This is a genomic window from Buchnera aphidicola (Uroleucon sonchi) (assembly GCF_011035165.1).
Taxonomy (GTDB): Bacteria; Pseudomonadota; Gammaproteobacteria; order Enterobacterales; family Enterobacteriaceae; genus Buchnera; species Buchnera aphidicola_BE.
The window spans coordinates 183,357-203,177 of sequence record NZ_CP047588.1 but is presented as its reverse complement, the minus strand read 5'-3'; the positions used below and the strand labels follow the sequence as shown (position 1 = coordinate 203,177).

Annotated in this window: 16 protein-coding genes, 1 other RNA gene and 1 pseudogene; 11 read left to right on the top strand and 7 right to left on the bottom strand. The window is 24.6% G+C overall.

The genetic code is table 11. The annotated features are described in order from the left end of the window. The first annotated feature begins 256 nt into the window (after positions 1-256). Genes thrA through thrC form a run of 3 tightly spaced genes read left to right on the top strand, consistent with a single transcriptional unit; the run spans position 257 to position 4,949 of the window. Complete coding sequence (gene thrA / locus GUU85_RS00915) at positions 257-2,707, top strand: bifunctional aspartate kinase/homoserine dehydrogenase I (RefSeq protein ID WP_163119112.1); 2,451 nt, start codon at positions 257-259, stop codon at positions 2,705-2,707. A 19-nt stretch (positions 2,708-2,726) separates the two neighbouring features. Beyond that, positions 2,727-3,656 (top strand): homoserine kinase, encoded by a 930-nt coding sequence (gene thrB, locus GUU85_RS00910; RefSeq protein WP_163119110.1) that lies wholly within the window; start codon positions 2,727-2,729, stop codon positions 3,654-3,656. A gap of 3 nt (positions 3,657-3,659) precedes the next feature. Then, on the top strand, positions 3,660-4,949 hold the full coding sequence (gene thrC, locus GUU85_RS00905; protein WP_163119108.1) for a threonine synthase: 1,290 nt from the start codon (positions 3,660-3,662) through the stop codon (positions 4,947-4,949). A gap of 79 nt (positions 4,950-5,028) precedes the next feature. On the opposite strand, the gene ychF is transcribed toward thrC, so the two are convergent. The 3 genes from ychF to GUU85_RS00890 all read right to left on the bottom strand — a co-directional run bounded on the left by ychF (position 5,029) and on the right by GUU85_RS00890 (position 7,474). Continuing rightward, positions 5,029-6,117 (bottom strand): redox-regulated ATPase YchF, encoded by a 1,089-nt coding sequence (ychF, locus tag GUU85_RS00900; RefSeq protein WP_163119106.1) that lies wholly within the window; start codon positions 6,115-6,117, stop codon positions 5,029-5,031. A 36-nt stretch (positions 6,118-6,153) separates the two neighbouring features. Beyond that, a complete protein-coding gene (gene pth / locus GUU85_RS00895; RefSeq protein WP_163119774.1) occupies positions 6,154-6,687 on the bottom strand; it encodes an aminoacyl-tRNA hydrolase in 534 nt (177 codons plus the stop codon). Between the two features lie 175 nt (positions 6,688-6,862). Next, positions 6,863-7,474, bottom strand: coding sequence for a Fe-Mn family superoxide dismutase (locus GUU85_RS00890; RefSeq protein ID WP_163119104.1), 612 nt, complete (start codon positions 7,472-7,474; stop codon positions 6,863-6,865). Positions 7,475-7,684: 210 nt separating this feature from the next. On the opposite strand from GUU85_RS00890, the gene rnt reads away from it, so the two are divergent. After that, positions 7,685-8,329 (top strand): ribonuclease T, encoded by a 645-nt coding sequence (gene rnt, locus GUU85_RS00885; protein ID WP_163119102.1) that lies wholly within the window; start codon positions 7,685-7,687, stop codon positions 8,327-8,329. Positions 8,330-8,461: 132 nt separating this feature from the next. On the opposite strand, the gene grxD is transcribed toward rnt, so the two are convergent. Then, positions 8,462-8,782: a Grx4 family monothiol glutaredoxin gene (gene grxD, locus GUU85_RS00880; protein WP_163119100.1), complete on the bottom strand. Its 321-nt coding sequence runs from the start codon at positions 8,780-8,782 to the stop codon at positions 8,462-8,464. Positions 8,783-8,907: 125 nt separating this feature from the next. Between grxD and ssrA the strand changes: the two genes are divergently transcribed. Beyond that, positions 8,908-9,274: a transfer-messenger RNA gene (gene ssrA, locus GUU85_RS00875) on the top strand. Positions 9,275-9,449: 175 nt separating this feature from the next. Here ssrA and nadK read toward each other — a convergent pair. Next, positions 9,450-10,328 carry an NAD(+) kinase gene (gene nadK, locus GUU85_RS00870; protein ID WP_163119098.1) on the bottom strand — a complete coding sequence of 293 codons (879 nt, stop codon included), beginning with the start codon at positions 10,326-10,328 and terminating at the stop codon, positions 9,450-9,452. Positions 10,329-10,441: 113 nt separating this feature from the next. Between nadK and GUU85_RS00865 the strand changes: the two genes are divergently transcribed. Beyond that, on the top strand, positions 10,442-10,984 hold the full coding sequence (locus tag GUU85_RS00865; RefSeq protein WP_163119096.1) for a nucleotide exchange factor GrpE: 543 nt from the start codon (positions 10,442-10,444) through the stop codon (positions 10,982-10,984). A 49-nt stretch (positions 10,985-11,033) separates the two neighbouring features. Here GUU85_RS00865 and ung read toward each other — a convergent pair. Further along, positions 11,034-11,700, bottom strand: a pseudogene (ung, locus tag GUU85_RS00860) (uracil-DNA glycosylase). A 112-nt stretch (positions 11,701-11,812) separates the two neighbouring features. Here ung and GUU85_RS00855 point away from each other — a divergent pair. After that, positions 11,813-12,406 (top strand): redoxin domain-containing protein, encoded by a 594-nt coding sequence (locus GUU85_RS00855; RefSeq protein ID WP_163119094.1) that lies wholly within the window; start codon positions 11,813-11,815, stop codon positions 12,404-12,406. 96 nt (positions 12,407-12,502) lie between these two features. Here the strand turns inward: GUU85_RS00855 and GUU85_RS00850 are convergent, their stop codons facing one another. Next, positions 12,503-13,246 carry a DUF2076 domain-containing protein gene (locus GUU85_RS00850; protein ID WP_163119092.1) on the bottom strand — a complete coding sequence of 248 codons (744 nt, stop codon included), beginning with the start codon at positions 13,244-13,246 and terminating at the stop codon, positions 12,503-12,505. A gap of 242 nt (positions 13,247-13,488) precedes the next feature. Between GUU85_RS00850 and gyrA the strand changes: the two genes are divergently transcribed. The 4 genes from gyrA (at position 13,489) to yfaE (ending at position 19,819) form a co-directional block, all read left to right on the top strand. Continuing rightward, positions 13,489-16,020 (top strand): DNA topoisomerase (ATP-hydrolyzing) subunit A, encoded by a 2,532-nt coding sequence (gene gyrA / locus GUU85_RS00845; protein WP_163119090.1) that lies wholly within the window; start codon positions 13,489-13,491, stop codon positions 16,018-16,020. A gap of 80 nt (positions 16,021-16,100) precedes the next feature. Further along, positions 16,101-18,386 (top strand): class 1a ribonucleoside-diphosphate reductase subunit alpha, encoded by a 2,286-nt coding sequence (nrdA, locus tag GUU85_RS00840; RefSeq protein WP_163119088.1) that lies wholly within the window; start codon positions 16,101-16,103, stop codon positions 18,384-18,386. 42 nt (positions 18,387-18,428) lie between these two features. After that, positions 18,429-19,559 carry a class Ia ribonucleoside-diphosphate reductase subunit beta gene (nrdB, locus tag GUU85_RS00835; RefSeq protein WP_163119086.1) on the top strand — a complete coding sequence of 377 codons (1,131 nt, stop codon included), beginning with the start codon at positions 18,429-18,431 and terminating at the stop codon, positions 19,557-19,559. Continuing rightward, positions 19,556-19,819: a class I ribonucleotide reductase maintenance protein YfaE gene (gene yfaE / locus GUU85_RS00830; RefSeq protein WP_163119084.1), complete on the top strand. Its 264-nt coding sequence runs from the start codon at positions 19,556-19,558 to the stop codon at positions 19,817-19,819. The genes nrdB and yfaE overlap by 4 nt, the downstream gene beginning before the upstream one ends. Positions 19,820-19,821 lie beyond the last annotated feature (2 nt).

Genomic DNA, 19,821 nt, shown 5'->3' with positions numbered 1-19,821 from the left:
TTCTGTAATAAAAATTATTATTGCTAAAAAATATTTCTACTACATATAAAATTTTTATCAAAAATACTATGAATAAATTAAAAAACTTTTATGTTGTAATAAAACAATATTAATATCTATTCATAACCTCTTCACTAGAATAGCTATCCTAATTACTATAACTAATCATGATGTAGGCTCAGATTATTTTTTTAAAAACTACTTGCTCATATTAGAAAGCGGGTTTTTATGATAAAAATATAAGGAATGATAAAATATGAAAGTATTAAAATTCGGTGGAACATCATTAGCTAATGCAGAAAAATTTTTATGCGTTGCTAATATTATAGAAAAAAATATCATAACTGATCAAATTGCAGTTGTGCTATCAGCTCCTGCTAAAATTACTAATCATCTTGTAAATATTGCTGAAAATATAGATAAACACGATAAAATGTTAGAAAAAATTAATTTAACAGAAAATATATTTATTGAATTAATTAACAACATTTCTAATCTTCAAAAAAATTTCTTATATAAAGAAACAAAAAAAATTATTCAAAAAGAATTTAATCAATTAAGAAATATAATACATGGCATTACTTTATTACAACAATGTCCAGATAATATTCATGCAATTATTGTTTCTCGTGGCGAAATTCTTTCTGTATTAATTATGCAAAGTATTCTTCAAGCAAAAAGTTATGATATTACTATAATTGATCCTGTAAAAAGTTTTATATCATGTAGTCATGGTTACTTAGATGCTACTATTAATATAGATGATTCAAAGAAATACATTAGTAAACTGAAAATAGCACAAAATACAATTATTTTAATGTCTGGTTTTATTGCTGGAAATCAAAATCAAGAATTAATAGTGTTAGGACGAAATGGTTCTGATTATTCTGCAGCTATTTTAGCTGTTTGTTTAAATGCACAATGTTGTGAAATTTGGACAGATGTAGATGGAGTATTAACTGGAGATCCTAATATAATCTCAAATCCATACTTATTACAATATATATCATATCAAGAAGCAATAGAGCTATCTTATTTTGGCGCTAAAGTATTGCATCCTCGAACCATTATACCTATTTCACAGTTTAATATTCCTTGTTGGATTAAAAACACTAATAATATTCAATCAAAAGGCACTTTAATTTGCAATACACATGATTCTGATAGATATATTGTCAAAGGTGTAACTCATCTCAACTATATAGCAATGTTAAATATCTCTGAAAATTACATGCAAGATTTAAGAAATATAACTCCACGTATATTTAGCACAATACTAAGAGAAAAAATTAAAATTTTTTTAATTACTCAATCATATTCAGAAAATAAAATCAATTTATTTATATCAGAAAAAGACGTTTCAAAAATTCTATATTTATTTAATGAAGAATTTAAATTAGAATTAAAAAATAAATTATTAAAATCTTTTAAAATACAAAAAAATTTATCTATTCTATCTGTAATAGGATCTAATATTCATAGACAATACGATATATTGTCAAAAATTTTTTCTACTTTAAATAAATCAAAAATTAATATTTTTGCTATCTCACAAGGTGCGTCTGAAAATTCTATTTCACTTGTAATTAATCAAGAAAATATTTTACAGGCCGTGCAAAATATTCATTGTCAAATATTTAGTCATAAAAAGATAATTCATGTTTTTTTAATTGGAATAGGTGGAATAGGTAGCACATTAATTAAACAAATATTAAAACAACGAGAATATTTAAATAAGAAAAATATAGTTATTAAAATATGTGCAATTGCGAATTCAAAAAAAATATTATATTTCGATAATACAATTAGTTTATCTAATTGGAAAAACAATTTTCAACAATATGCTAAAACATTTAATATGAAAATATTAAATCATTTAATTAAAAAAAATAATTTATCTAATTCAGTTATAATAGATTGCACATCTGATCAAGTATTATCAGAAAAATATGTGGACTTTCTTCATAATAACTTTCATGTAGTTACATCAAATAAAAAAGCTAATACAAGTCAATTACATTATTATAAAAAAATAAGAAAAGCGATTACGACAACAAATAATAAATTTTTTTATGAAACTAATGTAGGAGCAGGATTACCAGTAATAGAAACTATTAAAAATTTGTTTCAAACAGGAGATACCTTAATTCGTTTTAAAGGAATATTATCTGGTTCTTTATCTTATATTTTTGGACGATTAGAAGAAGGAAGTTTATTATCTCAAGCTACTAAAGAAGCTAAAAAATTAGGATTTACTGAACCAAATCCATGTGACGATTTATCGGGAATTGATGTGGCTAGAAAATTGCTTATTCTTGCTCGTGAATTTGGATATGACATAGAATTAAAAGATATTAAAATTGAACCGTTATTACCAGAAATATTTGAAAATAATCAAGATATTGATGAATTTTTATTAAATTTACAAAAATTAGATTTAATATTTTCAAGAAAAATTAATACAGCATTAAAACGTAATAATGTATTAAGATTTGTTGCAACAATAGAAGATCCAAACCAATTTTTTATTAAGATAGAAGAAGTCAATATTAATGACCCATTATATAAAGTTAAAAATGGTGAAAATGCGCTAGCATTCTATACTAATTATTATCAACCTATACCTCTAGTATTAAGAGGTTACGGCGCAGGTAATGATGTAACAGCATCTGGAGTATTTTCCGACTTATTACGTACGTTATCATAAAAATATTAGGACAATATTAATGATTAAAATTTATGCACCAGCTTCTATTGGCAATGTAGGAGTAGGATTTGATATTTTAGGTGCGGCAATTGTGCCCATTAATGGCGATTTATTGGGTGATTTTGTAACAATAAAATTATCAACACAATTTAAATTAGTTAATAAAGGTATATTTGCTAACCAATTACCCCGAAATATTAAAAATAATATTGTTTGGAAATGCTGGTTGAAATTTTGCCAATTTATAAAAAAAAATATTCCTGTATCTATTATACTGGAAAAAAATATGCCAATTGGATCAGGATTAGGATCTAGCGCATGCTCAATAGTAGCTACTTTAGTAGCAATGAATGAAATATCTAATAAACCTTTAAATGCTAGTGAATTGCTATTTCTTATGGGAGAAATAGAAGGAGAAATATCAGGAAGTATACATTATGATAATGTTGCTCCATCTTATCTTGGAGGATTACAATTAATATTAGAAGATTCGAAAATCATTAGTCAAAAAATACCACATTTTAAAAATTGGTTTTGGATAATAGCTTGGCCAGGTATTAATATTTCTACTTCAGAAGCAAGAAAAATACTCCCAAAACAATATACAAAAGAAATTTGTATTAAAAATAGTCGTTATTTATCTGGATTTATTCATGCATCATACAGTCAACAACCTCAATTAGCAGCACATTTAATGCAAGATTTTATAGCAGAACCATATCGTATGAAATTACTACCTAATTTTTTAAAAGTGAAAGAAAATATAAAAAAAATTGGAGCAATAAGTTGCGGAATATCTGGTTCAGGACCTGCTATTTTTTCAATTTCTGATGATATATGTATAGCTAAAAAAATATCTTTATGGTTAAAAAATAATTATTTACAAAATAATATAGGATTCGTTCATATTTGTTTTTTAGATTTAAAAGGTGCACGAAAAATAGGATAAAAAATGAAACTGTATAATTTAAAATATCACCAAGAAATAGTCAACTTTGAAAAAGCTGTAAAATTAGGATTAGGACAAAAACAAGGATTATTTTTTCCAGTTGAATTGCCTGCTTTCAAGCCTGTTGAATTATTAAAAATATTAAATATGGATTTTATTACACGTAGCACTGAAATACTTGCAAAATTTATTCATCATGAAATATCTAAAAAACAATTACATCAACATGTTCAAGAAGCATTTTCATTTACACGTCCATTAAAAGTAAATATTACAAAAAACATAGATTGCTTAGAACTATTTCACGGACCAACATTAGCATTTAAAGATTTTGGAGCTCGTTTTATGGCTCAAATGATATTATTAATGAACAAAAAACATGAATCTGTCACAATTTTAACTGCTACATCAGGCGATACAGGAGCAGCAGTTGCACATGCATTTTATAAAATGCAAAATGTTCGAGTAATTATTTTATATCCAAAAGGTAAAATTAGTTATTTACAAGAAAAACTATTTTGCACTCTAGGAGAGAATATAAAAACTATATCAATTAATGGTAGTTTTGATGACTGTCAAAAATTAGTTAAAGAAGCTTTTAATGATAAAAAACTAAAGGAGTTAATAGGACTGAATTCAGCTAATTCTATTAATATTAGCAGATTATTAGCTCAAATTTGTTATTATTTTGAAGCTTTTTCTTTATTATCTGAGAAAAAAAGAAAAAACTTAGTTATATCTGTCCCATGCGGTAATTTTGGTAATTTAACAGCTGGTTTATTGTCTAAAGCACTTGGTTTACCAATTAAATCATTTATAGCATGCACTAATTCAAATGATACAGTGCCAAGATTTCTTTCTAGTGGAATATGGAGTCCTAACAAAACTATATCTACTATATCTAATGCAATGGATATTAGTCAGCCTAATAATTGGCCTAGAATTGAAGAGTTATTTAATAGAAAGCAATGGAATTTAAAAGAATTAAGATTTGGCAGTGTATCTGATGAAACTACAAAAAACGCATTAAAAGAATTATTTAAATTAGGTTATACATCAGAACCACATGCTGCAATAGCATATCAATTATTACGAGATCAATTAAAACAAGAAGAATTTGGTTTATTTTTAGGAACTGCGCATCCATCTAAATTTAAAAATACTGTAGAAAAAATACTAAATCATAAAATTATATTACCTAATGCACTAAAAAATCGAATTAATTTACCATTATTATCTTATAATATTAACCCTGACTTTAAAAAATTAAAACAATTTTTATTAGATCAATAATATAATATAGAGAGGATAAAAAGAAATATTTTCCTCTCTAAAAATAATATTATATACGTATTTTAAATATTAATAATTTTTAAATATTAAATAAAAAATGAATAATATCACCATCTTTAATCTGATATTCTTTACCTTCTATTTTAAATTTTCCTATTTCTTTAATTTTATTTTCATTTTTATATTTTATAAAATCTACATATTTAATAATTTGAGCTCTAATAAATCCTTTACTAAAATCACTATGTATTTTATGCGCTGCTTGAATACTAGTTGATCCATTTAAAATTGGCCATGCGCGAATTTCTTTTTTACCGGCAGTAAAAAAAGTAATTAAATTTAATAGTTTATATCCAGAAGAGATAATATTTTTTAAGCTTAATGTTTGAATATTATAAGCTTTCATAAAAGATTTTTGTTCATCAGTATTCATATTTACTAAGTCTAATTCTAGATGTGCATGAATTGGAATTACTGTAGATTGTTCTTTATTTGCTCTTTCATATAGTTTATTTAAAAAATATTTAGATTCTTTTTCTTCATTAATATTAGCAATATACATAGTAGGTTTAATAGTTAAAAAACGTAAATGATGAATCATTTTTTTTTCATCTTGATTTAAATCTAATGTCTTTAACATTGAGAAACTTTTTAAATGTTTCAGACATTTTTGTAAAATATATATTTTTTGATCTATATTCTTACTTTGGAATATAGTTTTTTTTTTTAATTGTAATATTGTATTTTCACATACATCAAAATCAGCTAATATTAGCTCAGTATTAATAGTATCTATATCTTCAATAGGATTAATTTTATTATATACATGAGTAATATTATCGTTTTTAAAACAACGTACAACATGCGCTAAAGCGTGTGTTTCTCTTATATTATTTAAAAATTGATTTCCTAATCCTTCTCCTTGAGAAGCTCCTTTTACTAAACCGGCAATATCGATAAATTCTATAGAAGCATTAATTATTTTTTTTGGCTGAATAACTTTAGCAAGATTATTAATACGTTTATCAAAAACTGCGACAATTCCTATATTTGGTTTAATAGTACAAAATGGAAAATTAGCAATTGCTGAATTACCTTTTGTTAAAATATTAAATAAAGTTGATTTACCAACATTAGGTAAACCGATAATACCACATTTAAAACCCATATTTTATATGCCTTCAAAATACAAAATATTATTAAATTATATTATTAGATAATCGATTAAAAATTCTTGTTTTATAGCATTTTCAATTGATTGCTGAATTAAAATTATCTCTTCTCGTATCGGCTTAGATAAAACAAACTCAGCTACTTTTTTTCTATCTTTTGGACGACCAATTCCAATTCGAAAGCGAGCAAAATTTATTTTTTTATTAAAAGTATTAATAATATTTCTTAGTCCATTGTGTCCATTATGACCATAACTATATTTGAATTTTATAGTACCTGGAGCTAATTCTAAATCATCATGTACTATTAAAATTTCATTTAAATGAAGATTATAAAATGATGCCATTTTAAATATAGAATGACCATTGATATTCATAAAAATATTTGGTATCAGCAAACGAATATAATATGATTTTATTTTACCAACAGAAGTAAAACCAAAAAATTTATCTTCTTTTTTTAAATTCTGTGAATAATATTTAGCTAAAGAATAAATATACCACGAACCAACATTATGACGTGTATTATGATATTGTTTTTTGGGATTAGATAATCCTACTATCATTTTAATATGACTCAAAAAAAATCCTTTAATTTATAAATAATTATATAATTTACTATATGTTTGAAATACATTAAAAAACATATAATATACATTATATGTTTTTTAAGAAAAATATATATTAATTTACATTAAATTTAAAAATATAAAAAATTAATTTTATATTAAAATAAATTAATTATTGTTCTAATAAATCAGATGCTCTTTCCCAATTAACCACATTCCAAAAAGCCTTAATATAATCTAATCGTCTATTTTGATATTTTAAATAATATGCATGTTCCCATAAATCTAAACCAATAATAGGATTTCCATAAGTATTAGATATTTTTTCCCCCATTAATGGAGTATCTTGATTAATAGTAGAAACTATAGATAATACACCATTTTGATTAACTAACCATACCCATCCAGACCCAAAATGATTAAGAGCAGCTGATTCAAACTGTTTTTTAAAATCTTCAAAAGTATTAAATTGTTTTTCTATTTCTAGTTTAAATGTCTTAGTTACAACAGTTCCAATTTTTAAACTTTCCCAAAAAAAACAATGATTAATATGTCCACCAGCGTTATTACGTAATGTATTTTTATTATCTAAAATAATTTCATTAAAAATAGAAATTAATTCATCAATAGATAAAGAAGAAAAAGTTGTATTTTCTAAAATAGCATTAGTATTATTGATGTAGTTTTGATGATGTTTGGTATGATGAATTTTCATGGTTTTTTCATCAAAAAAAGGTTCTAATGCATTATATGAATACGGTAAAGCAGGAAGAACATAACTCATTTTATTTTTCCATTATGATTGTAATTGAATTGTTATTCAATTTTATAAAAGTATTGAATTAACGATTAAATATTTTTGTAAATTATAGTACACTTATAAAATATTTTATTATAATCATAATATATATTTTTTTAAAGTCTTAAAAATATAATCGTAAATGTATAAAAAATAATTATATCAAACACTAAATGTTTTAAAAATGAGATTTTGATGTCTACAACTCAAGCATTCAATTTATTAAGTAATCGATTTCGTACATTTTATCCAGTTGTTATCGATATTGAAACTGCAGGATTTAATGCTAATACTGATGCAGTATTAGAAATTGCAATGATTACGTTAAAAATGGATAATTTAGGATGGTTACATAAAGAAAATACATCACATTTTCATATTAAACCATTTGAAGGATCTATTATTAACTCTGATGCAATAGCTTTTAATAAAATTGATCCATTTAATCCATTACGTGGCGCTATTACTGAAAAACAAGCTATTCAATCTATATTTGATATAGTCAATGAAGGAATTAAAATAGCAGGATGTAGTCGAGGAATTGTTGTAGCGCATAATGCGAATTTTGATCATAATTTTTTAATGGCTGCTATTAATAGATCAAACATAAAAAATAATCCTTTTCATCCATTTGCAACATTTGATACAGCGTCATTAAGTGGTTTAGTAGTAGGTCAAACGGTATTAGCTAAAGCTTGTAAAGCTATTGGATTATCATTTGATAATAATCAAGCACATTCTGCATTATATGATACTTTACAAACTGCTAATCTTTTTTGTGAATTAGTTAATCGTTGGAAACGGTTAGGTGGATGGCCTATTCATTTAATCAAAAAATAATAACATATGATATGTGAATAAAAAGATATGACATTAGTAATTAAAATTTAAAATATAAAATTTTTATTTAATGTCATATCTTGATTATTTATATATTGCTATATATTAAAATAAATACTACTTGAGATAATTCTATATATCTTTCATTTTTTTTGATATTAATTTTTTTAATGTACCATTTTCTAGCATTTCTAGTATGATGCTACAACCACCAATTAATTCTCCGTCAATCCATAATTGAGGAAATGTTGGCCAATTAGCATATTTTGGTAATGCATTTCTAATATCTTCATTTTCTAATACATCAATATAAGCAAATTTTTGACCACACGCAGATAAAGCTTGTACTGCTTGAGCAGAGAAACCACAGCTAGGAGATTGAGGTGTGCCTTTCATATAAATCAAAATTATATTATTTTTAATTTGATTTTGAATTTTTTCAATAACATTCATATTTATTTCCATTTTATAAAATTATATAATATATATTTTATAAAAATATTATATAAAAATTTTTTTAAAAATATAATAATTAATAGACAAAAATATTTTTTTTTGCAATACTAAATATTGTACACGGGGCTGTTTTTGGATTTGACAAAATTATCAACAAAGTAAAGTGCATGCCGAGGAACGGTTTGCCTCGAAAAAAACCGTAAAAAAATAGCTGCAAATAATCAAAATAAATACGCTTTAGCAGCTTAAAAAACTGTTTTAAAGCCTTTCCTTCTTAGCCTCCCTCTTTAGGAATAGAACATAGGAAAGTCATAAAAAAGAGAAAACGTGGGCATTAAGCTTGACGGTGACACGGAAATGATATTACAAGCTATGTATCTAAAATGCGTTTTTTCAAATTAGATAATGAAATTTATATAAAAAACTAAGCATGTAGTACTTTATTCGTCGAAATTTTGGACGCGGGTTCGAATCCCGCCAGCTCCAAAAACAATATATAGAAATATGATTGTATAAAAATATATTTTTATAATATATATTATTATTTTAAATTTTAATATATTAAATAATTTATAAAAAATATTTTTTTATGATTTAATATAAAATACTAATATAATTGTAAGCATAATTAAAAATAACAGTATATTAAATTTTATTTCAATATTTAAAAAAATTTTTTAGACCAGTTTAATTTAGAATTTAATGTTTGAAAATAATTATAACTTTTAGGATGAATAAGATTTAAATAATAACTACTGCGACGAATAAATACACTTTCATTTTTTTTGATCGTTAAAATATTTTGACTATCGCAACTAATTTTTAAGTTTTTTTCAATATTAGAAAATTTTAAACAAATAACACTATTACTATGAATTACTACAGGACGAGCAGATAAAGTATGTGGAAACATTGGAACTAATACAATCGCTTCTAAAGATGTTTCAATAATTGGGCCTCCAGCTGAAAGCGAATAACCAGTTGACCCTGTTGGTGTAGAAATGATTAATCCATCTGCCCTTTGAGCAAAAGAAAATTTATTATCAATATATACTTCAAATTCTATCATATGAGCTAATTTTTGTGTATGTAATACTGCTTCATTAATTGCTATAGTAGTTTTAGAGACAATATTTTTTTTACAAATTTTTACATCTAATATAAAACGATTTTCTAAAAAATATTCTCCAGATAATACTTCTGAGAGTTTTTGAAGACTAGTTTCTGGATTTAAATCAGTTAAAAAACCTAAGTTACCTCGATTAATTCCAATAATTTTGATATTATAAAATGATAAAATACGTGCTGCGCATAGTAAATTACCATCTCCTCCTATTATGATAGCTAAATCACACAATTGTCCAATTTCAACTAATGTAGCTGTTTTTGCATTATCTAATCTTAATTCTTGAGCAATAGAAGATTCAATAACAACATCATAACCATATTTTATTAACCATGTATATAATTTTTTATGAGTAATTAATGCACTAGTATAACGTGGACGTCCAACAATACCGATAGAATTAAAATATTGCTTCATTACATAAAAATTCCAATAAAATATAATATATTTTATATTATAATAAATAACCTTGAAAGATTAATTATAAACCTTATAATAACTTCATACTGAATATTTAAAATGGTAATTGTATGAATAATAATTTAAATAAAAAAAACACCACAAATCAATTAAAAAATATTAATAATATAATTACATGTAACAATAAAAAAATAGAAGATTTAAAATTACAATTATTGCAAAATAAAAATAAAATTAATGATATTAAATTACGCAAATTAGCAAATATGGAGAATATAAAAAAAAACACATATGAAAAAATAAAAAATATTAAACAATATGAGCTGGAAAAATTTTTAAAAACAATGATTCCAATTATAGATATTTTAGAAGATATTGTAATGTTATCTCATTCATTAGAAAAAAAAGATATTCCTCTAGTAGAAGGAATTAATTTAACATTACAATCTTTATTAAATATATTATATAAATTAGGCGTAAAAATCGAAGGTAAAAAAAATGAAATATTCAATCCTGAATTACATAATGCTATTTTAATCGAACCATCTTCAAATATACTACCTAATCATATTCTTTCTATTAAAAAACATGGATTAACATTTAATAAAATAATATTACGTAAAGCTCTTGTAACTATTGCGAAAAATAATTAATTATTTATTATGAATAATATTTTTTAATTTAAAATATTTTAATAATATTTTAAATTGCAAACCAATTAATTGGTGCTTTACTGCATTTTAACAAAATTTTATTTGTTAAAGAAAAATGTTTACATCCCAAAAAACCACGATGTGCTGATAAAGGAGAAGGATGAGATGCTTTTAGTATATAATGATTATCAGGATCAATTAAAATAGATTTTTTTTGTGCATCATTCCCCCATAATAAAAAAATAATAGAACTTCTATATTGATTAATTATAGAAATCACTTTATCAGTAAAAATATGCCATCCTATTGAATGATGTGATTTTGGTTTTCCTGATTCAACTGTTAAAATAGTATTTAATAAAAAAACACCTTGCTTCGCCCAATTTATTAGACAACCGTGTTTAAAAACAACATGTGTTTTAAAATCACTATTTAATTCTCTATATATATTTTTCAAAGAAGGTGGAATCTTAGAAGATTTTGGAACAGAAAAAGATAATCCATGTGCTTGATTTGGAGAGAAATATGGATCTTGTCCAAGAATAACAACTTTTATATCATTAAAATCTGTTAAAGAAAATGCATTAAATATATCTTTTTGATGAGGATAAATAGTCTTCTGTGAACGTGATATTTTGAGAAATTTAATAATATCAATAAAATACTTTTTTTTTTTCTTGAAATAGTAAATTTTTCCACGATAAATTTGATTTCATTTTATTAAATACCCATTGTGAGTAATAATTATTACTTAAATAATAAATATTTATATATTGCTATAAATAGTATACTTTTTAAATATTATATCAAATAAGGATAAAACATATTATGATTTTAGTCACACAAACCGCTCCAAACTTTATTGCTCCAGCAATCTTAAAAAATGGTGAAATTATAGAAACATTTGATCTAAAAAAATATGCAAATGGTCAATCTATTATATTATTTTTTTGGCCTATGGATTTTACTTTTGTATGCCCTACTGAAATTATAGAATTTAATCAACTTTATTCAGAATTTCAAACAAGACATGTTAAAGTTGTAGGCATATCTATTGATAGTGTATTTGTTCATCAAGCATGGCAAAAAATATTACCAAAAAATGGTGGTATTGGCAAAATTAATTTTCCTATGGTGTCTGATATCAAACATGACATTCAAAAATCTTATGGAATTGAACATCCAAAATTAGGAGTAGCATTAAGAGCATCATTTTTAATTGATTCTAATTGGATTGTACGTCATCAAATTATTAATGATTTACCATTTGGTAGAAATATACATGACATGATACGAATGGTAGATGCGCTAGATTTTTATAATCAATTTGGAGAAGTCTGTCCAGCTAATTGGAAAAAAGGAGATCAGGGTATACAAACTTCTTCTGAAGGAATCACAAAATATTTAAGTCAGTATTCTTAAAAAAAAATTAAAGTCAGCAAAAATATTTTATGCTGGCTTTATTTTTTTTAGTATTAAACCATAAAAAATGAAATTATAAAAAAATAACATTCATTTTTAAATAAAATTATCATCATTTATATCAAAATTATCTGTATTATTATCCTCAAAATCATCTGAGACTGATTCATATTTATTTAAATGCATATTATTCTCTTTATCACTGATTAAATCATTTTTATCATTATTATTAAAAAAATTTTCTTCTATATGATTATCTGATACTGATGTATAAGATGAATGAACAGTATCAAATATTTCTTCTTCTGGCTTGCTATGATTAAACACATTCATTAACATATTCCCTAAAATCATACCACCAGCTACACCTGTTGCAGTTTGCAATGCGCTACTTAAAAAACCATTATTTCTATTATTACTAATTGAATGATTTGCTGTAGGTGAAACAGATGAATAAGAATTATTAGGATGATTGGCATAATTAGATTGTGCAGTGCTTTCTTTATTTTTCCAAATACTATTATCCGTAGATTGCGATTGAGATTTAAAATGAGGATTTGTTTTAAAAAAACTAGATAAAAAACTAGGTTTTTTATTAGACTCATCTAAATTTAGATTATTAATCTTTTTTTCTAACTCCTCAATTTTTATACTCATTTTTTTAATAGCTGTTTCTTGAATCAAGATTGTTTGAGTCATATAATAAGGAGAAGCAGGTTGTTTAGAAACTAAATTGTGAATTAAATTATCTGCAGATATATCTCTTTCAGATGAGTTTAATTCAGTTTGTTTTAAACGATAAAATAAATTTTCTATTAAATTCTTTTCTGCGTCTTTCATAAATTATATCTCATTATGTATTAAGTTAAATTAATATATTATATTATATCATATTACTTTTTAACAATTTTATATTAATACTTTCATTTAAAATACACAATATAAAAGATATATTTATTATAAAATATCTTTTATAAAATTATTTAAAAAATGAAGAATAATTGTCTTTATATGCATCTAACTGTTTAATTATGTTATACTTTTAATTGAATTATTTTTTTTATTAAAGAGATAAAAGTTCTATGAAAGATTCTGAAAAAGATATTATGCATGTTAATATTGAAGAAGAATTAAAAAAATCTTATCTTGACTATTCTATGTCTGTGATAATTGGTCGAGCATTGCCTGATGTACGAGATGGTTTAAAACCGGTTCACCGTAGAATACTGTTTGCAATGTATGTTTTAAAAAATGATTGGAATAAAGCATATAAAAAATCTGCTCGAGTAGTAGGAGATGTTATAGGAAAATATCACCCACATGGTGATTCTGCTGTATATGATGCTATAGTTCGTATGGCTCAAAATTTTTCATTACGTTATATGCTAATTGATGGTCAAGGCAATTTTGGATCGGTAGATGGTGATGCTGCTGCAGCTATGCGATATACAGAAGTTAGAATGTCTAAAATAGCTCATGAACTATTAAATGATTTGGAAAAAAATACTGTTGAATTTTTATCGAATTATGATGGAACAGAAAAAATTCCTGAAATACTACCAGCAAAAATACCTAATCTGTTGATTAATGGTTCTTCAGGTATAGCTGTTGGTATGGCTACAAATATTCCTCCTCATAATTTACATGAAGTAATTAATGGATGTTTAGCTTATATTGATAATAAACATATTACTCTCCAAGAACTTATTAAATATATTCCAGGACCAGATTTTCCTACAGCAGGTATTATTCATGGAACATTAGGTATTGAAGAAGCGTATCGTACAGGAAAAGGTAAAATTTATATTCGTGCGCGTAATAAAATTGAAAAAAATAAAAAAAATAACAAAGAATCTATTATATTTGATGAAATACCTTATCAGGTTAATAAATCACGTTTGATTGAAAAAATAGCAGAATTAGTAAAAGATAAAAGAATTGATGGCATTTCTACTTTACGCGATGAATCTGATAAAGACGGAATGAGAATCGTTATAGAAGTTAAAAAAGAATCAATATCTGAAATCATTTTAAATCAATTGTACTCTTTAACACCTCTTCAAATATCTTTTGGAATTAATATGGTGGCATTATGCCAAGGACAACCAAAAGTTTTATCATTAAAAGAAATATTAAAAAATTTTTTATCTCACAGAAAAGAAATAATTATTAGACGTAGTATTTTTGAATTAAATAAAATATCTAATCGTCTTCATATTTTAGAAGGATTTAACACTGCATTTATAAATATTAATATTATCATTGATATCATCAAGAAATCAAGTAATGCAGCAGATGCTAAAAAAGCAATAATTCAAAAAAAATGGATATCTGAAGATATTAAAAAATATCATTTTACTAAATCAAAAGATATAAAATTATCTCAATACAATAATACACAATCGCTCTCTGATCAAAAAAAATATTATTTTAGTCCAATACAAGCACAAGCGATATTAGACTTACGTTTACATAAACTAACTAATTTAGAACAAAAAAAAATTTTTTTAGAATATCATGATTTAAATAAAAGAAAAAAAGACTTAAAAGAAATACTTGATAATCCTAATTCCATGTTAAATGTTATTAAATCAGAACTATTATTAATACAAAATAATTTTAGTGATAAAAGACGAACACAAATTACGAATAATCATCTTAATATTCATATCGAAGATTTAATTACTCAAGAAAATGTAGTAGTAACTTTATCTCATTCAGGATATGTTAAATATCAGCCTCTTTCTGATTATAATGCTCAAAGACGTGGTGGAAAAGGTAAATCAGCTGCAAAAATAAAAGAACAAGATTTTATAGAAAGTTTAGTTATAGTAAATACACATGACACTATATTATGTTTTTCTAGTAAAGGTATTTTATATTGGATGAAAGTATATCAATTACCTGAATCAAGCAGACATGCTAAAGGAAAACCAATAGTTAATCTTTTACCATTAAGTTCTAATGAAAGAATAACTGCTATATTACCAGTAAATGAATACCAAGATAACTTAAATATTTTCATGACTACTGCTCACGGTATCGTAAAAAAAAGTTCTTTAAAGCAATTTAAAAAACCTAGATTTTCTGGAATCATTGCTATTAATTTACATCCTAATGATGAATTAATCGGAGTCGCTTTAACAAATGGTAATAATAACATCATGTTATTTACACAAAATGGTAAAGTGGTTCAATTTTTAGAAAAAAGCGTTCGAACTATGGGCAGAACTGCTTCTGGAGTAAAAGGAATTAAAATTAAAAAAAATGATAAAGTAGTGTCATTAATAGTCCCTGAAAATCAAGGATCTATTTTAATAGCAACAGAAAATGGTTATGGAAAACGCACAAAAGTAGATGATTTTCCTATTAAATCACGTGCAACACAAGGTGTAATATCTATTAAAATTACTAAAAAAAATGGAAAAATTATTGGAGCAATACAAGTATTTGAGCAAGATCAAATTATGATGATTACTGACGCAGGCACATTGGTAAGAATTCGAGTTTCTGAAATCGGAATATTAGGAAGAAATACACAAGGAGTTATATTGATAAGAACATCAAAAAAAGAACAAGTAGTTGCTTTACAAAGAATTATTAAACCTATATAAATGATATTTATTTATTCATTATTTTAATAATAAATAATATAAATATGTCTTTATACTTTTTAAAATAAGTTAAATTTATTATGAAAAATAATCTTTTTGTTACTAAACGTGATGGAAGAAAAGAAAAAATTAATTTAGATAAAATTCACAAAGTATTAAATTGGGCATCAGAAGGATTACATGACGTATCTATATCGCAAGTAGAACTATGTTCTCGAATTCAATTTTATAACAATATTACAACTATTAATATCCATGAAACAATTATTAAAGCTGCAGCCGATTTAATTTCTCAAGACACACCAGACTATCAATATATGGCAGCAAGATTAGCTATTTTTCATTTAAGAAAAAAAGCTTATGGTCAATTTACACCACCAAAATTATATGATCATGTAAAAAAAATGATCACATTAGGCAAATATGATGAAAAATTATTATATAACTATTCTCATTCAGAGTTTTTATATATGGATTCTTTTATTGATCATTGGAGAGACATGAATTTTTCATATGCTGCTGTAAAGCAATTAGAAGGTAAATATTTAATACAAAATCGTATTAGTGGTGAAATATATGAAAGTGCGCAATTTCTTTATATTTTAATATCTGCATGTATATTTTCTCAATATCCTAAAAATATTCGTATGGATTATATTCAACGTTTTTATAATGCGATTTCAACATTTAAAATCTCATTACCAACTCCAATTATGTCTGGAGTTAGAACTCCAACTCGTCAATTTAGTTCTTGTGTGTTAATCGAATGTGCTGATAATTTAAATTCTATTAATGCTACTGCTAGTGCTATTGTAAAATATGTTTCTCAACGTGCAGGAATCGGGATTAATGCTGGACAAATTCGAGCATTAGGGAGTTCAATTAGAAATGGTGAAGCATTTCATACCGGTTGTATACCTTTTTATAAATATTTTCAAAGTGCCGTTAAATCATGCTCACAAGGAGGTGTTAGGGGAGGGGCTGCAACTATTTTCTATCCAATCTGGCATTTTGAAGTAGAAAGTTTATTAGTCTTAAAAAATAATAGAGGAGTAGAAGATAATAGAGTACGTCATTTAGATTATGCAATACAAATTAATAAATTAATGTATGAAAGAATGTTGTCAAGAGGAATAATAACATTATTTAGTCCATCTGATGTGCCTGATTTATACACAGTTTTTTTTTCTAATCAAAAAAAATTTGAAGAATTATATTTAAATTATGAAAAGAATACTAAAATAAGAAAAAAAACTATTAAAGCATTAGAATTATTTTCTTTAATCATGCAGGAAAGAACTTCAACTGGACGAATTTATATACAACATGTCGATCATTGTAATTCACATAGCTCATTTAATCCTATCTTATCTCCAATCAAACAATCTAATTTATGTCTAGAAATTACCTTACCAACTAAAGCATTGAATGATATTTATGATACTAAAGGAGAAATTGCGTTATGTACATTATCAGCATTAAATTTAGGACTAATCCAAGATCTGAAAGAATTAAAAGAATTATCAATATTATCAGTACGCGCACTTGATGAAATATTAGAATATCAAAATTATCCAATATTAGCGGCAAAAAAATCAGCTATATCAAGACGTTCTCTTGGAATCGGTGTAATAAATTTTGCTTATTATTTAGCTAAAAATAAAGTTCGTTATTCAGATGGTAGTGCAAAAAATTTAACACATAAAACTTTTGAAGCAATACAATATTACTTATTAAATGCATCTTGTGAATTAGCAAAAGAAAAAGGAAAATGTGCTTTATTTCATCATACTAATTATTATTTAGGAAAATTACCTATTGATACATATAAAAAAGATATTGATGCAATATGTAATGAACCGCTACATTTAGATTGGGATGCATTACGTTTAAAAATTAAAAAATATGGTTTAAGGAATTCAACATTGTCTGCTTTAATGCCTTCAGAAACATCTTCTCAAATTGCTAATGCAACTAATGGTATTGAGCCTCCAAGAGGTTTTATTAGTATTAAGGTATCAAAAGATGGAATATTAAGACAAGTAGTACCAGAATACAAAAAACTTAAATCACAATATGAATTACTTTGGAATATACCTAATAATACAGGATATTTAGAATTAGTTAGCATTATGCAAAAATTTATTGATCAATCGATTTCAGTCAATACTAATTATGATCCAAAAAAATTTACAAATAATAAGATTCCTATGAAGCAACTATTATACGATTTACTTCTATCTTATAAGCTTGGCATTAAAACCCTATATTATCAAAATACTCGTGATGGCTCTGAAGATCATCAAAATATTATATTTAATTCAGTATCAGAAAATATTTGCGACAACGGTTCATGTACTATATAGCATATATAATATAAAATTATCTTAAATATTAGGCAAAATATTATGTCTTATACAATTTTTTCGAAAAAAAAAAATAATCAACTTGAAGAACCCATGTTTTTTGGACAACCTGTTAATATTGCGCGATATGATCAACAAAAATATAATATATTCGAACAATTAATTGAAAAACAATTATCATTTTTTTGGAGACCGGAAGAAATTGACTTATCTCGCGATAGAATAGATTTTCAAAATTTACCAGATCATGAAAAACATATTTTTATTAGTAATTTAAAATATCAAACCTTACTTGATTCTATTCAAGGAAGAAGTCCAAACATAGCATTTCTACCAATTGTTTCTATTCCTGAATTAGAAACATGGATTGAAACATGGTCATTTTCAGAAACTATTCACTCACGTTCTTATACACATATTATTAGAAATATTTTCAACTCTCCTTCTTTAGTATTTGATGATATTATATCTAATAAACATATAAATGATCGATCACAAAATATTTCTATTTATTATGATGAATTAATTAAAATTACAAATTATTGGCATTTATTTGGAGAAAGCAGTCATATAATTGATCAAAAAAAAATTAATATTAATTTAAATTTATTAAAAAAAAAATTATATCTCTGTTTAGTAAGTGTTAATGTTTTAGAGGCAATTAGATTTTATGTTAGTTTTGCATGTTCATTTGCATTTGCAGAAAGAGAAATTATGGAAGGAAATGCAAAAATTATTAGGTTAATAGCACGTGATGAAGCATTGCATTTAACAGGAACTCAACATATATTAAATATTTTAAATACTATAGAAAATGATGAAAATATGAAAAATATTATTTTCGAATCTAAAACAGAAGCAATTAATATATTTATTTTGGCTGTACAACAAGAAAAAAAATGGGCTGAATATTTATTTCAAAATGGTTCTATGTTAGGATTAAATCAAGATATTTTATTTCAATATATAGAATATATTACTAATATTCGCATGAAAGCATTAGGTTTTGATACAATTTTTAAAAAACAATCCAACCCGATTCCTTGGATTAATGATTGGTTAAATTCTGATTATATACAAAATGCTCCACAAGAAACAGAAATTAGTTCTTATTTAGTTGGTCAAATTGATTCAGAAGTATCTAATAACGAATTTAAAACATTCAAACTATGAAATACAATACTATTACAATAATTAATATTAATAAAAAAATTGTGTACAAAAACAATCTTTCACTCTTGTCTATATTAAAAAAAAATAAAATTTACATAGAACATCAATGCTGTTCCGGATATTGTGGTTCATGTAGAATTAACTTAATAAAAGGACAAGTGTACTACTTAATAAAACAGCCGATGGCTGCTTTATTTAACAAAAAAGAAATTCTTCCATGCTGCTGTAAACCTGATAGTAATATTATAATTAAGATATAAAA

Excerpts from the sequence above, each read along its gene's own strand:
- thrA (WP_163119112.1), top strand. The coding sequence starts at position 257 with ATGAAAGTATTAAAATTCGGTGGAACATCATTAGCTAATGCAGAAAAA.
- thrB (WP_163119110.1), top strand. The coding sequence starts at position 2,727 with ATGATTAAAATTTATGCACCAGCTTCTATTGGCAATGTAGGAGTAGGA.
- thrC (WP_163119108.1), top strand. The coding sequence starts at position 3,660 with ATGAAACTGTATAATTTAAAATATCACCAAGAAATAGTCAACTTTGAA.
- ychF (WP_163119106.1), bottom strand. The coding sequence starts at position 6,117 with ATGGGTTTTAAATGTGGTATTATCGGTTTACCTAATGTTGGTAAATCA.
- pth (WP_163119774.1), bottom strand. The coding sequence starts at position 6,687 with ATGATAGTAGGATTATCTAATCCCAAAAAACAATATCATAATACACGT.
- GUU85_RS00890 (WP_163119104.1), bottom strand. The coding sequence starts at position 7,474 with ATGAGTTATGTTCTTCCTGCTTTACCGTATTCATATAATGCATTAGAA.
- rnt (WP_163119102.1), top strand. The coding sequence starts at position 7,685 with ATGTCTACAACTCAAGCATTCAATTTATTAAGTAATCGATTTCGTACA.
- grxD (WP_163119100.1), bottom strand. The coding sequence starts at position 8,782 with ATGAATGTTATTGAAAAAATTCAAAATCAAATTAAAAATAATATAATT.
- nadK (WP_163119098.1), bottom strand. The coding sequence starts at position 10,328 with ATGAAGCAATATTTTAATTCTATCGGTATTGTTGGACGTCCACGTTAT.
- GUU85_RS00865 (WP_163119096.1), top strand. The coding sequence starts at position 10,442 with ATGAATAATAATTTAAATAAAAAAAACACCACAAATCAATTAAAAAAT.
- GUU85_RS00855 (WP_163119094.1), top strand. The coding sequence starts at position 11,813 with ATGATTTTAGTCACACAAACCGCTCCAAACTTTATTGCTCCAGCAATC.
- GUU85_RS00850 (WP_163119092.1), bottom strand. The coding sequence starts at position 13,246 with ATGAAAGACGCAGAAAAGAATTTAATAGAAAATTTATTTTATCGTTTA.
- gyrA (WP_163119090.1), top strand. The coding sequence starts at position 13,489 with ATGAAAGATTCTGAAAAAGATATTATGCATGTTAATATTGAAGAAGAA.
- nrdA (WP_163119088.1), top strand. The coding sequence starts at position 16,101 with ATGAAAAATAATCTTTTTGTTACTAAACGTGATGGAAGAAAAGAAAAA.
- nrdB (WP_163119086.1), top strand. The coding sequence starts at position 18,429 with ATGTCTTATACAATTTTTTCGAAAAAAAAAAATAATCAACTTGAAGAA.
- yfaE (WP_163119084.1), top strand. The coding sequence starts at position 19,556 with ATGAAATACAATACTATTACAATAATTAATATTAATAAAAAAATTGTG.